Here is a 13,667-nt window from a genome sequence, read left to right as displayed (position 1 = left end):
CCATCGACGCCATCAGGGCGTGGGCGACGGCGGCGGGGCCGGCAGCGGAGCGTCGGCCGCGGCCGGGGCCAGGATGGCGCCGTGTGCGGCTTCGGCGCGCACCACGCTGTCGATGCGGCGCAGGATCGAGGCGGCCATCTCGCGGCGCAGTTCGTCGGCGAGGATCTCGCGCTCGGTGCTGGTGCCGGTGGCGTCCTCCGGCGGCGACACGTAGTCGCGCGACAGTTCCACCACCTGCTGCGGCACCAGTTCGCGGCCGTCGGCCAGGCGGAAGGTGAAGATGGTGGCGTAGCGCAGGCTGAATTCCTGGGCGCGGCCCTGGTCGTCGATGGCGATGGGCAGGTCGCCCCAGCGCTCGGACAGGATCTCCAGCCGCGCCACGCGCGCCTTCTTGTCCACGGCGACCTGCTCGCGCGAGGCCACGGTGGCACCGGCGTTGCGCAGGTTGCGCTCCAGGGTGGTCACCAGTTCGCTGAAGGGCGTGGTCGAGGAGACCAGCACCGGCGGCGTGTCCTCCGGGAGCGCCAGGCTGTCGCGCAGGTGGAAGCCGCAGCCGGCCAGGGCCAGGGCAAGGAGGACAGGCAACACGTATCGGATCATGGGCGCAAGTCTGGACGAGCCGGCAGGCAGCGGCAACCGGCAGCCTGCCCGAGTGGGCGTGAACAGGCGTTGTAGGCGGGGTCCAGGGCGGATTCGGCAACTGGAGCGGACACACGCGGACGTCCGGGCGTTGGGCTGCGCCGGCTTCGGACGGAGCCGCGGCACTCCGGGGGCATGGGGCATCGCGCGGTTCCGCCATCCGCGCAGGACTGAGCATGGGCGCTGGCGCCGTCCGGTGCGTCGCCACGCCAGCCTTCTCACCGCTCGTACTGCGTTGGCGACCGCAGCACATCCATGTGCCGCTTGCCCCATGCCCCCGGAGCACCGCGTCTTCGGGCGCCTTGAGGCCGTGGCTCCGTTCTTTGTTTCCCCCTTTCCCGGGGAGATAGGGGCTGTCGGCACGCGCCGCTTCTGTAGAGCGGGGCTTGCCCCGCTGCTTTTCATGCGCGCTGGAGTATCAGGCGGGGGAGTCGGGCAAGCCCGAGTCTACAGGGGGGCGGTTGCGATCGGACGCAAGACCGCCCTGGTCGGGAGCGATCGGACACAAGGCACCCCGGGTCAGGGGTGCTCCGCCGGCATCGTGGCCGTTACGCGGCCACGATGTTGACGATCTTGCCCGGGACGACGATGACCTTGCGGATCGTCAGGCCTTCCAGGTACTTGGCCGCGTTCGGCTCGGCCTTGGCCAGGGCCTCGATCTGGTCGCGCGGCGTGTCGGCGGGCACCTCGATGGTGCCGCGCAGCTTGCCGTTGACCTGCACCGCCAGGGTCAGCGCGTCGCGCACCAGCGCGGCCGGATCGGCCTTCGGGAACGGCACGTCCTCCAGCAGCGTCTCCGGGTGGCCCAGCAGCTGCCACAGGGCGTGGCTGGAGTGCGGGGTGATCGGGTTGAGCAGCAGCACCGCCGCTTCCAGCGCCTCCTGGCGCACGGCGCGGCCCTGCGCGCTGGCGTCGTCGAACTTCGCCACCGTGTTCATCAGCTCCATCACCGCGGCGATGGCGGTGTTGAAGCTGTGGCGCTTGCCATAGTCGTTGGAGACCTTCTCGATGGTCTCGTGGGTCTTGCGCCGCAGCGCCTTCTGCGCGGCGTCCAGCGCGGCCACGTCCAGCGCCGGGGCGGCGCCCTCGGCGGCGTGCTTCTGTACCTGCGACCACAGCCGGCGCAGGAAGCGCGCCATGCCGTCGACGCCGGCCTCGTTCCACTCCAGCGACTGCTCAGGCGGCGCGGCGAACATCGAGAACAGGCGCACGGTGTCGGCGCCGTACTTGTCGACCATCGCCTGCGGGTCCACGCCGTTGTTCTTCGACTTGGACATCTTCTCGACCGGTCCGATCCTCACCGGCTGGCCGTCGGCGCGCAGGGTCGCGCCGGTGACGCGGCCCTTCTCGTCGCGCTGCACGTCCACGTCGGCCGGGTTGATCCAGTCCTTCGAGCCGTCCGGGTTCTCGCGGTAGTAGGTCTCGGCGATGACCATGCCCTGGGTGAGCAGGTTCAGCGCCGGCTCGTCGCTGTCCACCAGCCGCGCGTCGCGCAGCAGCTTGTGGAAGAAGCGGAAGTACATCAGGTGCAGGATCGCGTGCTCGATGCCGCCGATGTACTGGTCCACCGGCAGCCAGTAGTTGCCGCGCTTGTCGACCATCTCGCGCGCCTGCGGCGAGGTGTAGCGGGCGTAGTACCAGCTCGACTCCATGAAGGTGTCGAAGGTGTCGGTCTCGCGCTCGGCGTCGGCGCCGCACTCGGGGCACTTGCACTTGCGCCATTCCGGATCGGTCTTGATCGGCGAACCGGTGCCGCTGAACTCCACGTCCTCCGGCAGCACCACTGGCAGCTGGTCCTCCGGCACCGGCACCGCGCCGCACTTGTCGCAGTAGATCACCGGGATCGGGCAGCCCCAGTAGCGCTGGCGGCTCACGCCCCAGTCGCGCAGGCGGTAGTTGACCCGGCGCTGGCCGCGGCCCTGGCGCTCGAAGCGCTCGGCCAGGGCCTCGAACGCGCCCCAGTAGTCCAGGCCGTCGAACTCGCCGGAATTGACCAGCTCCAGGTCGTCGCGGGTCTTGTCGCCGTACCAGTCGCGCCAGGTGCCGGCGTCCCAGGTCTTCTCTTCCTCGTTGCGCGGCGACTTCAGCGCGATCACCTGCATCTTCGGCAGGCCGTACTTGCTGGCGAACTCGAAGTCGCGCTGGTCGTGGCCGGGGACGGCCATGACCGCGCCGGTGCCGTAGCCCATCAGCACGAAGTTGGCCACCCAGATCGGCACCTGCTCGCCGGTGACCGGGTGCACCGCCTTGAGGCCGGTGTCCATGCCGCGCTTTTCCTGGGTCTCCAGCTCGGCCTCGGACACGCCGCCGCGCTTCAGTTCCTCCAGGAACGCGGCCAGCTCCGGCTTCGACGCGGCCGCCTTCAGCGCCAGCGGATGCTCGCCGGCGATCGACACGAAGGTCACGCCCATCAGCGTGTCCGGGCGCGTGGTGAACACGTGCAGCGGCTCCAGCGCGGCGCCGGTGGCGTCGACCACGTCGAAGCGGATCTCCAGGCCCTCGGAACGGCCGATCCAGTTGCGCTGCATGGTCTTGACCGAATCCGGCCAGCCCGGCAGCTCGTCCAGGCCGTCCAGCAGTTCCTGGGCGTAGTCGGTGATGCGCAGGAACCACTGCGGGATCTCGCGCTTCTCGACCAGGGCGCCGGAGCGCCAGCCGCGGCCGTCGATCACCTGCTCGTTGGCCAGCACGGTCTGGTCCACCGGGTCCCAGTTCACCACCGCGTTCTTGCGGTAGGCCAGGCCCTTGCGCATCAGGCGCACGAACATGCGCTGCTCGTGCACGTAGTACTCCGGCGTGCAGGTGGCGAACTCGCGCGACCAGTCGATCGCGTAGCCCAGCGACTTGAGCTGGGCGCGCATGTGCTCGATGTTCCGGTAGGTCCACTTCGCCGGGGCGACCTTGTTCCTGATCGCCGCGTTCTCCGCCGGCAGGCCGAACGCATCCCAGCCCATCGGCTGCAGCACGTTGTGGCCGGTCATGCGCTTGTAGCGGCTGATCACGTCGCCGATGGTGTAGTTGCGCACGTGGCCCATGTGCAGCGCGCCGGACGGATACGGCAGCATCGACAGGCAGTAGTACTTGGGCTTGTCGGAGGACTCGGAGACCTCGAACGCGCGGGTGGTGTCCCAGAACTTCTGGGCGGCGGCCTCCACCTGGCGGGGATCGTAGGACGAGGCGTTTTCGGGAACGGCGGACATGCGGGTTCGCTGCGGCTGCGGCAAAGTCGCCAAGGGTACCGCAGCGCAGCATCCCGCTCCACTTGGCGGCCCCCGCGGGGGCGGCGCCGGACCGCGTGGCGGCGGGCGTCCCGGGCCGGCGGGCGGCGCCGGAACCGCCCCCGCAGCCGCTACCATCGGCCGACACCACCGGAGACCGTCGGATGCGCGTACTGCTGCTGTCGCTGGCCCTGCTCGCCCCCGCCGCCGCCCTGGCCGCCCCGCCGGAACCGGCCGAACTGCATTGCGGCCGGCTGTTCGACGCCCGCAGCGGCCGCCTGCTCGGCCCGCACACGGTGCAGGTCCGCGCCGGCCGTATCGAGGCGGTGCGGCCCGGCTTCCCGGACAACCCGGTCGCCGGGGCGGTCGACCTGCGCCGGCACACCTGCCTGCCCGGCTGGACCGACCTGCACGTGCACCTGGAGGACCAGTCCGGCCCGCAGAGCTACGCCGAAGGCTTCCGCCTGGATCCGGTCGACTACGCCTTCCGCAGCGTCGCCTACGCCGAGAAGACCCTGCTGGCCGGCTTCACCAGCGTGCGCGACCTCGGCGGCGACGTGGCCCCGCACCTGCGCGACGCCATCGCCCAGGGCCGGGTCCGCGGCCCGCGGATCTTCGCTGCCGGCCGTTCGATCGCCACCACCGGCGGCCACGCCGACCCGACCAACGGCTGGAACCACCTGCTCTCCGACCTGCACGGCCCGCCCGGCCCGGCCGACGGGGTGGTGGATTCGGTCGACGGCGCCCGCCAGGCCGTGCGCCAGCGCTACAAGGAAGGCAGCGACCTGATCAAGATCACCGCCACCGGCGGCGTGCTGTCCTACGCCCGCTCCGGCGACGCGCCGCAGTTCACCGACGACGAGGTCCGCGCGGTGGTGGAGACGGCCCGCGACTACGGCTACCGCGTCGCCGCCCATGCCCACGGGGCCGAGGGCATGAAGCGCGCGATCCGCGCCGGCGTCACCAGCATCGAGCACGGCACCTACATGGACGAGGAGGCCATGCGGCTGATGAAGCAGCACGGCACCTGGTACGTGCCGACGATCTACGCCGGCCGCTTCGTCGCCGACAAGGCGAAGGTCGACGGCTACTTCCCCGAGGTGGTGCAGCCGAAGGCGGCACGGATCGGCGCGCTGATCCAGGACACCGCGGGCCGCGCCTACCGCAACGGGGTGAAGATCGCCTTCGGCACCGACATGGGCGTGGGCCCGCACGGCGACAACGCGCGCGAGTTCATCTACATGGTCGAAGCCGGCATCCCCGCCGCGGTGGCGCTGCAGGCGGCCACGATCCGCGCCGCCGAGGTGCTGGGCGTGGACGACCAGGGCGTGCTGGAAGCCGGCAAGCGCGCCGACATCGTCGCCGTGCCGGGCGACCCGTTGGCCGACATCGGCGTGGTCATGGACGTGGCCTTCGTGATGAAGGACGGCGTGGTGTACAAGTCGCCCGGTGCGCCATGAGCGGCGAATGGCTCGGCTACGTGGCCGCCGCGCTGACCACCGCGGCGTTCGTGCCGCAGGCGGTGAAGACCCTGCGCAGCCGCGACACCCGCTCGATCTCGCTGGGCATGTACCTGATATTCACCGTGGGCCTGTGCTTCTGGCTGGCCTACGGGATCGTGCTCGGTTCCTGGCCGATGATCCTGTCCAACTGCGTGACCCTGGCGCTGGCGCTGCTGATCCTCGCGTTCAAGCTGCGCCACGGCTGAGCGGGGGCACCGGCGCGGTGGCCGCCAGCACGCCCCACGCCAGCCACGCGAAAAAGGCGATGCGCTGCGCCAGCGCCGCGCCGATCCAGCCGCTGCCGAGGAAGCCGCAGGCGACGACCACGATCGCGGCCACCAGGCTGGCCAGCGCGAAGCCACGCCAGCCCGGCGCGTGCCACAAGCCGCCGGCCAGCAGCAGCCCGCCCAGCGGGAAGGCCAGCGCCCACAGCAGCCAGGCGGTGGCGTGGTAGCGGCCGATGCCGCCGTCCAGCGATTCCAGGTCCAGCGGCAGCACACTCTGCGCGGCGAAAGCCAGCGCCGCCAGCAACAGCAGCTGCGCACCGATCCGCGCCGGCCAGCCGCTGCCCTGCGGCAGCCGCCGGCGCAGGTCCAGCGCCAGCCAGGCGCCGACCAGCCCCGGCACGACGAAGCCGAACAGGCCGAACAGGCTGCCGCGCCATTCCAGCTGCTGCGCGCCAAGGACGGCCAGCGGATGGCGCAGGTGCGAGAAGCCCTCGGTCGCCAGTCCGGCGACCAGCGCCGCCACCACGGCGCTGGCCAGCGCGGCCAGGGCCAGCGGCAGGCGCAACCGGTCGATGGTGTTCATGCGTCCCTCCAGTGGAATACGTCCTCGATGCCGGCCCCGAGCGCGCGTGCGATGCGGAAGGCCAGTTCCAGCGACGGCGCGTAACGCCCCGCTTCCAGCGCGATGATGGTCTGCCGGGTGACCCCGCAGGCCTCGGCCAGCGCCTGCTGGGTCATCCCGCCGCGCTCGGCGCGCCAGCGGCGGATGTCGTTGCCGACGGGAGTGCCGGGCGTGGAGGCCATCGACGTCGTCCATGGTGGACAGGATGTAAAATCCACCTTACATCCGCGCCCTGTGATGTCAAGTCGACCTTACATCGGCTTGTAAGCTGCGCCCCCAGGCTCCATCTCGGCGCCATTCGCCCACTCCCCCACGGAACCCTTCATGGCCGACCTGCCCCACGTCATCGACGTCACCACCGACACCTTCGAAAGCGCGGTCCTGCAGCAGTCGCTGCAGACGCCGGTGCTGGTCGACTTCTGGGCGACCTGGTGCGGTCCGTGCAAGTCGCTGACTCCGATCCTGGAGAAACTGGCCGCCGAGTACGGCGGCGCCTTCGTCCTCGCCAAGGTCGACGTGGACCAGCAGCAGCAGATCGCCGCCGCGTTCCAGATCCGCTCGGTGCCGACCGTGTTCCTGCTCGTCGGCGGCCAGCCGGTCGACGCCTTCCAGGGCGCCCTGCCGGAAGGCCAGCTGCGCCAGTTCCTGCAGCAGCACGGCATCGAACCCCTCGCCGCCGCCGAACAGGCACCCGACGAGGCCGCGCCGATCGACCCGCACGCCGAAGTCGTGCGCCTGCGCCGCGAAGTCGAAGCCGCACCGGACAACGACGGTCTCAAGCTCGACCTGGCCCTGGCCCTGCTGAAGATCGGCGGCACCGCCGAAGCCACCCAGCTGCTCGACGGCCTGCCGGCCAACCTCTCCACCGACGACCGCGCCGTGCGCGCCCGCGCCCGCCTCGGCTTCGCCGCCCTGCTCAAGGATGCCCCGCCGGTGCCGGTGCTGGAACAGGCCATCGCCGCCAACCCCGACGACCTCAAGGCCCGCCATCTCCTGGCCGTGCACCACCTGGTCGGCGGCGACGCCGCCGCCGGCCTGGAGCAGCTGCTGGAGATGCTGCGCCGCGACCGCGCCTACGAGGACGGCCTGCCCAAGAAGGCCCTCATCGACGCTTTCCGCGTGGTCGAGGACGAAGACCTGGTCGGCCAGTACCGCCGCCGGATGGCGTCGCTGCTGTTCTGAGCCCCGCCGGCAGCGGCCCTCCCCGCCGTGAGGCGCGCCGTAGAGTCGGGCCTGCCCGACTCTCCCGCCTGATGTCCCCGCACACGCCAAGAGCAGCGGGGCAAGCCCCGCTCTACAGACGCATCGAGGCACCGCTCCCACCGGAAGGCGCGGTGCCACGGAACGGAACGCAACCTCGTAGAGTCGGGCTTGCCCGACTCCCCCGCCTGATGCCCGACTTCGCGCGACAAAGCAGCGGGGCAAGCCCCGCTCTACAGACCCATCGAGGCCCCGCCCCGCCGGAAGGCGCGGTGCCATGGAACCGAGGGCAACCTCGTAGAGTCGGGCTCGCCCGACTCCCCCGCCTGATACCCGACCTCGCGCGACAAAGCAGCGGGGCAAGCCCCGCTCTACAACAGCCTCGCCGATAGCCGCTCTTCCTTCGGGCAAAGAACGAAGCCACGCCCTCGACGCGCTCGAAGACGCGGTAGCGCGGGGGTATCGCGCAAGCAGCACATGGATGTGCTGCGTTCGCGTGTTGGAGCAGGACGCGGAACCGCGCGATGCGCGATACCCCCGCGCTGCCGCGGCTCCGTCCGGAGCTGGCGCACGCCAACGCCTTTGCAGTTGCAGTTGCAGTTGCAGTTGCAGTTGCAGTTGCAGTTGCAGCCGCAGCCGCAGTCGCAAACGCAGTTGCAGCCGCCGTGGCCACCCACCATCACCTTCGCCGCAGCACCGGCCGCGCCGCCGCTACATCCCCCGGAACCTGTGCACGAACGCCGCGCTGACCACCAGGCGTTCCCCGTGGTTCTTCAGGCTCAGCACGTAGCGGCCCAGCTCGTTGCGCGTCACCCGGTCGATCGCCTGCACCCGCACCACCGTCCCCCGGTGCACCTGCCAGAATTCGTCCGGATCCAGCCCCGCCAGCAGCTCCTTCAGCGGCGTGCGGATCACGCCCTCGCCGCTGGCCGTCACCACCCGCACGTACTTCTCGCTGGCCTGGAAGAACAGCACCTCGTCGATGCCGATCATGCGCACGCTGTCGCCGGCGCTGGCGGTGATCCAGCGGATCAGCCGCTCGCCCTGCGGACGCAGCCGCGCATCCAGGTCGTCGATCAGCGAACGCAGGTCCGCGCCACCGTCGCGCGCCTGGCGTCCCGCCAGCCGCTCGCGCAGGCGCTCCACCGCCTGCTCCAGGCGCCCCATCTGCACCGGCTTGAGCAGGTAGTCGGCGGCACCAGCCTCGAACGCCTTCACCGCATAGTCGTCGTAGGCCGTGGTGAACACCACCAGCCCGCCGCGCGCTACCACCTCCCGCGCCACGTCCAGCCCGCTGACGCCGGGCATGCGGATGTCGAGGAAGGCCACGTCCGGACACCGCTCCTGCACCGCTTCCAGCGCCGAGATCCCGTCCTCGCAGACCGCCACCACCTCCAGCCCCGGCCACGCCTGCAGCAGCTGCTCGTGCAGTGCGCGGCGCTGCGGCGCCTCGTCCTCGGCGACCAGCGCGGTGACGCGCGCTTCCCCGTTGTCCGTCATGCGTCCCCCATCGTGTACGGCACTTCCACCTGCGCCACCACCCCGCCATCGGGCCCGGGCTGCAGCGACAGGCTGGCCTGCTCGCCGAAACGATGCGCCAGCTGCTCGCGCACGTTCGCCAGGCCCATGCCGCCGCCGACGCCCGGCTTGAGGCCAGCGCCATCATCGACCACCCGCACGCGCAGCCGCCCACCCTCGCGCTCGGCCACCACGTCGATGCGGCCGGGGCCGGGGCGCGGCTCGATGCCGTGCTTGATCGCGTTCTCCACCAGGGTGATCAGCAGCGACGGCGGGAACGGATGCGCGCGCAGGTCCGGCGCCACCGACATCGTGTACGTGAGCCGCCCGCCCATGCGCACCCGCATCAGCTCAAGGTAGCTGGCGCAGATGTCCAGCTGCTGCCCAAGGGTCGCATGCAGGCACTGGCCATCGCGCAGCTTGGGAATGGTCGCGCGCAGGAAGCCGACCAGCGCGTCGAGGGTGGCCTCGGCCTGCGCCGGATCCTGCCGCACCAGCGCGCGCACCGAAGCCAGCGTGTTGAACAGGAAATGCGGCTCCACCTGCGCCTGCAGCACGCCCAGGCGCAGGTCGGCCTCGCGTACCCGCGACTCGAGCTCACCCACCTCGCGCGCGTGCTGGTCGGCTTCCCAGCGGCGGCGCTCGCTGAAGTACGCACGCAGCGCCAGGCCGCCGCCGAACAGTCCGTAGATCACCACCAGCGCGGCCACGTTCAAGGCCAGGCCGACCGCCTTGGCCACCGGCCCCAGCTGCGGGCCCGGCGTGGACTTCAGGCCCATCGCCGCCAGGTGGGGCTGCATCAGCTCGGCCACGTAGGCGGAAGCGACCTTGTCGACGCCGTAGCTGATCACCATGCCGGCCAGGACCGCCAGCACCACGGCGCGGCGCTCGGTGGCTTCCGGCCAGCGGCGGTGACGCACCGCCGTGGCCATCGCCGGGCCAAGCGTGGCCATCAGGCTGAAGGCGATGAAGTGGGCCAGGCCGCCACGCAGGCCGCCGCCCCAGTCCTGCATCGCCAGACCCATGCCGGTGGCGGTGAACGTCGAGAACAGCGCGATGATGCTGCACACCAGCAGGCTGCGTCCGGCCAGCCAGCGCAGGCTGAACACCGGGTACTGGCGGTAGCGGCTCCACACCGCGTTGCCGCCCAGCAGCACGGCCGGAGGCAATACCTGGCCCAACGGATAACCGGAACGTCCGCTCATCGATCAGTCCTCAGGCTGTACGGCGTCCGCTGCTGCCCGGAAGCAGCAGCGCGAGCAGGGCGGCGGCCGGCGCCAGCAGGGTGGTCAGCATCTCCATGGGCGTATCCCCTCAGCGACCGGCGCCGGCGGCGGCCGGCGTGCGCGCACCACGCAGCACCCTCCCGCCCTGGTGCAGTTCGAGCGATTCGACCTGGCCATCGGCGCCGCGCAGGAAGCGGATCTCGATGCCGAAGGCCGGCGCCTCGAAGCGGTCCTTCGCCGCGGCATCCAGCTCGAACGCGCCCTGCCCGGTCGCCTGCGCCAGCAGCTTGCCGCCTTCGCTGCGCACGTTGAGGGAGAAGCCGGGCATCAGCGGATAGTCCCCGGCGTACGCGGACAGCTCCGCGGCGCTGGGTGCCGGCGCGGCGGCGGCGTCGATCCGCGTGGCCGGCAGGACGCCGCCCATCTGCAGCCAGGTGAAGGTATAGCTGCCATCGGCCTTGCGCGTCGGACGCAGGACTGCATCGAGCTTGAGCGGGAAGAAATCGCCGGCGTCGTCGTGGCCCATCTCGAACTCGCCCTGCCCGGCCGGCTGCACGAACAGCTTGCCGTCGCGGTGGCCGAGGGTCATCTTCATCGCGCCCTGCAGCTGGTATTCGCCGGCCAGCGCTTCCAGCAGCGCCGGGTCGGCCGCGGTCACCTTGCGCGGCTTGCCCAGCGGCAGCGAGGCATCGACCAGGTGGTTGCCCAGGCTGCCGAGCCCACCGATCGAATGCAGCGCGGTGTCGGACAGGATCACCACGCCGCGCTGCTGCTGCGGATCGATGGCGACGTACGAGGAGAAGCCGCCGGTGCCGCCTTCGTGCGCCAGCACGGTGCGCCCGGCCACCGGCATCATCAGCCAGTTCATGCCCATCGCCGGCTTCTCCGACACCGGCTCGTGGGTCTTTGCCAGCGCCGCGGTGATCGGCGCGCCGGTCCAGCCCAGGCCGCCCTGCACGTAGTTCACCATGTCGTCCAGGGTGGCGCGCACGCCGCCGACGCCGGCCAGGTTGGTGGCGAAGTGCCAGGCCGAGGTGGCGCGGGTATCGGGCGTGTGCCCGGTCGCCGCGCGCACGCCCGCCGGCGGCTGGTTGACGTGGGCGCGGTCCATGCCCAACGGCGCGAACAGGCGCTCCTTCAGCAGGCTCTCGAAATCGGTGCCGGCGCGGCGCGTGACCGCGTACGACAGCACCATCGAAGCGAAGTTGGAGTACTCGAACTTCGTGCCCGGCGCGGCCGCCAGCTGCACATCGCCCAACGAGGCCAGCAGCGCCGCCTCGTCGAGGTTGGCGTAGGGATCGTCCATGGTCGTGGCGCCCAGCCGCGACGGCAGCGCCGGCAGGCCCGAGGTGTGGGTCACCACGTGGCGCAGCAGGATCGGCTGGCCCTGATAGTCGGGCACCCTGGTGCCTTCCGGCAGCCACGAGGCCAGGGTGTCGTCCAGCGAGCCCTTGCCCTGCAGGATCAGGTCGGCGAGCAGCGCGGCGGTCATGGTCTTGCTGACCGAGCCGATCTCGAACGCCGAATCCGGGCCGATGCGCGCGGCGTCGGCCGGGTTGGCGCACTGGAAGGTGCGGGCGACGTGCGACTTCTCGACCACGGCGACGGCCATGCAGGCGCCGGTGCGGTCGCCATCGATGCGCTGGCGGACGATGCCGGCCAGCTCGGCGTCGGTCGTCGCCTGGGCGAAGCCGGGAACGGACAGCGCGGCGGCGAGGGTGGCGGCCAGCACGGCGGGACGGATGTTCATGCAGCACCTCCTGTGTCGTGATGGGGCCATGCTGCCGGAGCCGCCGGCAAGCGTGCGGGCTTGCGACGAACACCCGCCTGCGGGCGACAAACCGCGCGGGAGGATCCCCGGGCGAGCCCGCCAGGCGCCCGCAGAGTCGGGCTTGCCCGACTCCCCCCGCCCGTAGAGTCGGGCTTGCCCGACTCCCCGCCTGACGTCCCAGCGCATGTGAAAGACAGCGGGGCAAGCCCCGCTCTACAGACGCGAGCCACAGCCCCTCTCCCCGAGGAGAGGGAACAGCGAACGAAGCCACGCTGTTTTCCCCGCCCCCGGCGCCCGCCGCACCTCGCTCCCGGATGCGCTGCGCTTATCCGGGCTACGAAGGCCAGAGGAAGGACCTGCGGTTCAGTCCGCCAGCAGCCGCCCGACCGCTGCCCGGTAGCGCGCCGCGATCGCCTCCCGGTCGCGATGGCGGCCGTCCGACACGACCTGCTCCCCGGCCACGTACACGTCGCGCACCAGCGGCCGGTTGCCGGAGAACAGCCAGCGGTCCACCACGTCCTGCTCACGCGCGCCGGCGAACACCGGCGAAGCCGTGTCGAGCACGATCCAGTCGGCGGCCATCCCCGGCGCCAGCTCGCCCACCGGCTGGCCGGTGGCCTGCGCGCCGCTGGCCAGCGTCCCGCGCAGCAGCGCCTCGCCGACGCTGTCGCCCTCGCCGCCGGCGGCCATGTTGCGGCGGCGCGCCTGCAGGCGCTGGCCGTACTCGAGCCAGCGCAGTTCCTCGACCGGCGACACCGAGATGTGCGAATCCGAGCCGACCCCCCAGCGTCCGCCAGCGGCCAGGTAGTCGCGCAGCGGGAACAGGCCATCGCCGAGGTTGGCCTCGGTGGTCGGACACAGCGCCACCGTGGCGCCGCTGCGCGCGATGCCGGCGACCTCGTCGGCGGTGAGGTGGGTGGCGTGCACCAGGGTCCAGCCCGCGTCGACCGGCGCGTTCGCCAGCAGCCATTCCACCGGCCGCGCATTGCGCACCGCCAGGCAGTCCTGCACCTCGCCTACCTGCTCGGCGATGTGGATGTGCAACGGGATGTCCGCCGGCAGGGCGGCCAGCGCCGCCGACAGCGCCTCGGCCGGCACCGCGCGCAGGCTGTGGAAGGCCACGCCCACGCGCAGGGTCGCGTGCTCCTGCGCGCGCAGCGTTTCGAACAGGCGCAGGAAACCGTCCAGGTCGTGGCCGAAGCGCCTCTGCCGCGCCGACAGCGGGCGCCGGTCGAAGCCACCGGTCATGTACAGCACCGGCAACAGGGTCAGGCGGATGCCGGTGTCGCGCGCCGCGGCGACCAGCGCCTGCGACATCGCCGCCGGATCGGCATAGGCGCTGCCGTCCGGCGCGTGGTGCAGGTAGTGGAACTCGCACACCGTGGTGAAGCCGGCCTCGAGCATCTCTGCGTACAGCTGCGCAGCCACCGCGTACAGGCTGTCCGGATCGAAGCGCGCGGCGATCCGGTACATCGCCTCGCGCCAGGTCCAGAACGAGTCCTGCGGATGGGTCTGGCGTTCGGCCAGCCCCGCCATCGCCCGCTGGAAGGCGTGCGAATGCAGGTTGGGGATGCCAGGCAGCACCCAGCCGCCATTGCCGCCGGCCGCAGGTGGCGCGGCCACGCAGCCATCCTCCACTGCCGGCGCGGCATCGCGGCGCCAGCCGGCGCGGGTCCACATCAGGGAAGCGTCGCTCGGGATATGCATGCGCGCATTCTCGCCGGAACCGGTGGCGCTGGCGATC

General features: G+C 71.6%; 11 protein-coding genes. 3 read left to right on the top strand and 8 right to left on the bottom strand.

Annotation, left to right across the window (positions count from 1 at the left end; genetic code table 11):
- Nucleotides 1–12: 12 nt before the first annotated feature.
- Together lptE and leuS are read right to left on the bottom strand one after the other, a co-directional pair.
- On the bottom strand, nt 13–600 hold the full coding sequence (gene lptE / locus PSEJ35_RS0110975; protein WP_028917834.1) for an LPS assembly lipoprotein LptE: 588 nt from the start codon (nt 598–600) through the stop codon (nt 13–15).
- Between the two features lie 587 nt (nt 601–1,187).
- Nucleotides 1,188–3,839 carry a leucine--tRNA ligase gene (gene leuS, locus PSEJ35_RS0110970; protein ID WP_028917833.1) on the bottom strand — a complete coding sequence of 884 codons (2,652 nt, stop codon included), beginning with the start codon at nt 3,837–3,839 and terminating at the stop codon, nt 1,188–1,190.
- A gap of 182 nt (nt 3,840–4,021) precedes the next feature.
- Here leuS and PSEJ35_RS0110965 point away from each other — a divergent pair, with 182 nt between their 5' ends.
- Both PSEJ35_RS0110965 and PSEJ35_RS0110960 read left to right on the top strand, forming a co-directional pair.
- On the top strand, nt 4,022–5,317 hold the full coding sequence (locus PSEJ35_RS0110965) for an amidohydrolase family protein (RefSeq protein WP_028917832.1): 1,296 nt from the start codon (nt 4,022–4,024) through the stop codon (nt 5,315–5,317).
- Nucleotides 5,314–5,565, top strand: coding sequence for a SemiSWEET transporter (locus PSEJ35_RS0110960; protein ID WP_028917831.1), 252 nt, complete (start codon nt 5,314–5,316; stop codon nt 5,563–5,565). The genes PSEJ35_RS0110965 and PSEJ35_RS0110960 overlap by 4 nt, the downstream gene beginning before the upstream one ends.
- Here the strand turns inward: PSEJ35_RS0110960 and PSEJ35_RS0110955 are convergent.
- Together PSEJ35_RS0110955 and PSEJ35_RS0110950 are read right to left on the bottom strand one after the other, a co-directional pair.
- Complete coding sequence (locus tag PSEJ35_RS0110955; RefSeq protein ID WP_028917830.1) at nt 5,546–6,169, bottom strand: DUF998 domain-containing protein; 624 nt, start codon at nt 6,167–6,169, stop codon at nt 5,546–5,548. The two genes, PSEJ35_RS0110960 and PSEJ35_RS0110955, sit on opposite strands and share 20 nt — an antisense overlap.
- A complete protein-coding gene (locus PSEJ35_RS0110950; RefSeq protein ID WP_028917829.1) occupies nt 6,166–6,390 on the bottom strand; it encodes a helix-turn-helix transcriptional regulator in 225 nt (74 codons plus the stop codon). Before PSEJ35_RS0110950 ends, PSEJ35_RS0110955 begins: the two co-directional genes overlap by 4 nt.
- 142 nt (nt 6,391–6,532) lie before the next feature.
- Here PSEJ35_RS0110950 and trxA point away from each other — a divergent pair, with 142 nt between their 5' ends.
- A complete protein-coding gene (trxA, locus tag PSEJ35_RS0110945) occupies nt 6,533–7,390 on the top strand; it encodes a thioredoxin (protein WP_028917828.1) in 858 nt (285 codons plus the stop codon).
- Nucleotides 7,391–8,119: 729 nt separating this feature from the next.
- Here trxA and PSEJ35_RS0110940 read toward each other — a convergent pair.
- From PSEJ35_RS0110940 to PSEJ35_RS0110920, 4 genes are all read right to left on the bottom strand, one after another.
- A complete protein-coding gene (locus PSEJ35_RS0110940) occupies nt 8,120–8,908 on the bottom strand; it encodes a LytTR family DNA-binding domain-containing protein (RefSeq protein WP_028917827.1) in 789 nt (262 codons plus the stop codon).
- Nucleotides 8,905–10,131, bottom strand: coding sequence for a histidine kinase (locus PSEJ35_RS0110935; protein ID WP_028917826.1), 1,227 nt, complete (start codon nt 10,129–10,131; stop codon nt 8,905–8,907). The genes PSEJ35_RS0110940 and PSEJ35_RS0110935 overlap by 4 nt, the downstream gene beginning before the upstream one ends.
- A 109-nt stretch (nt 10,132–10,240) precedes the next feature.
- Entirely contained in the window at nt 10,241–11,902 is a 1,662-nt protein-coding gene (locus tag PSEJ35_RS0110925) for a serine hydrolase (RefSeq protein ID WP_028917825.1), read from the bottom strand.
- A 384-nt stretch (nt 11,903–12,286) separates the two neighbouring features.
- Complete coding sequence (locus PSEJ35_RS0110920; RefSeq protein ID WP_028917824.1) at nt 12,287–13,630, bottom strand: formimidoylglutamate deiminase; 1,344 nt, start codon at nt 13,628–13,630, stop codon at nt 12,287–12,289.
- Nucleotides 13,631–13,667: the final 37 nt, after the last annotated feature.

Source organism: Pseudoxanthomonas sp. J35 (genome assembly GCF_000513995.1).
GTDB lineage: Bacteria > Pseudomonadota > Gammaproteobacteria > Xanthomonadales > Xanthomonadaceae > Pseudoxanthomonas.
This window is presented reverse-complemented; position numbering and strand designations above follow the sequence as displayed.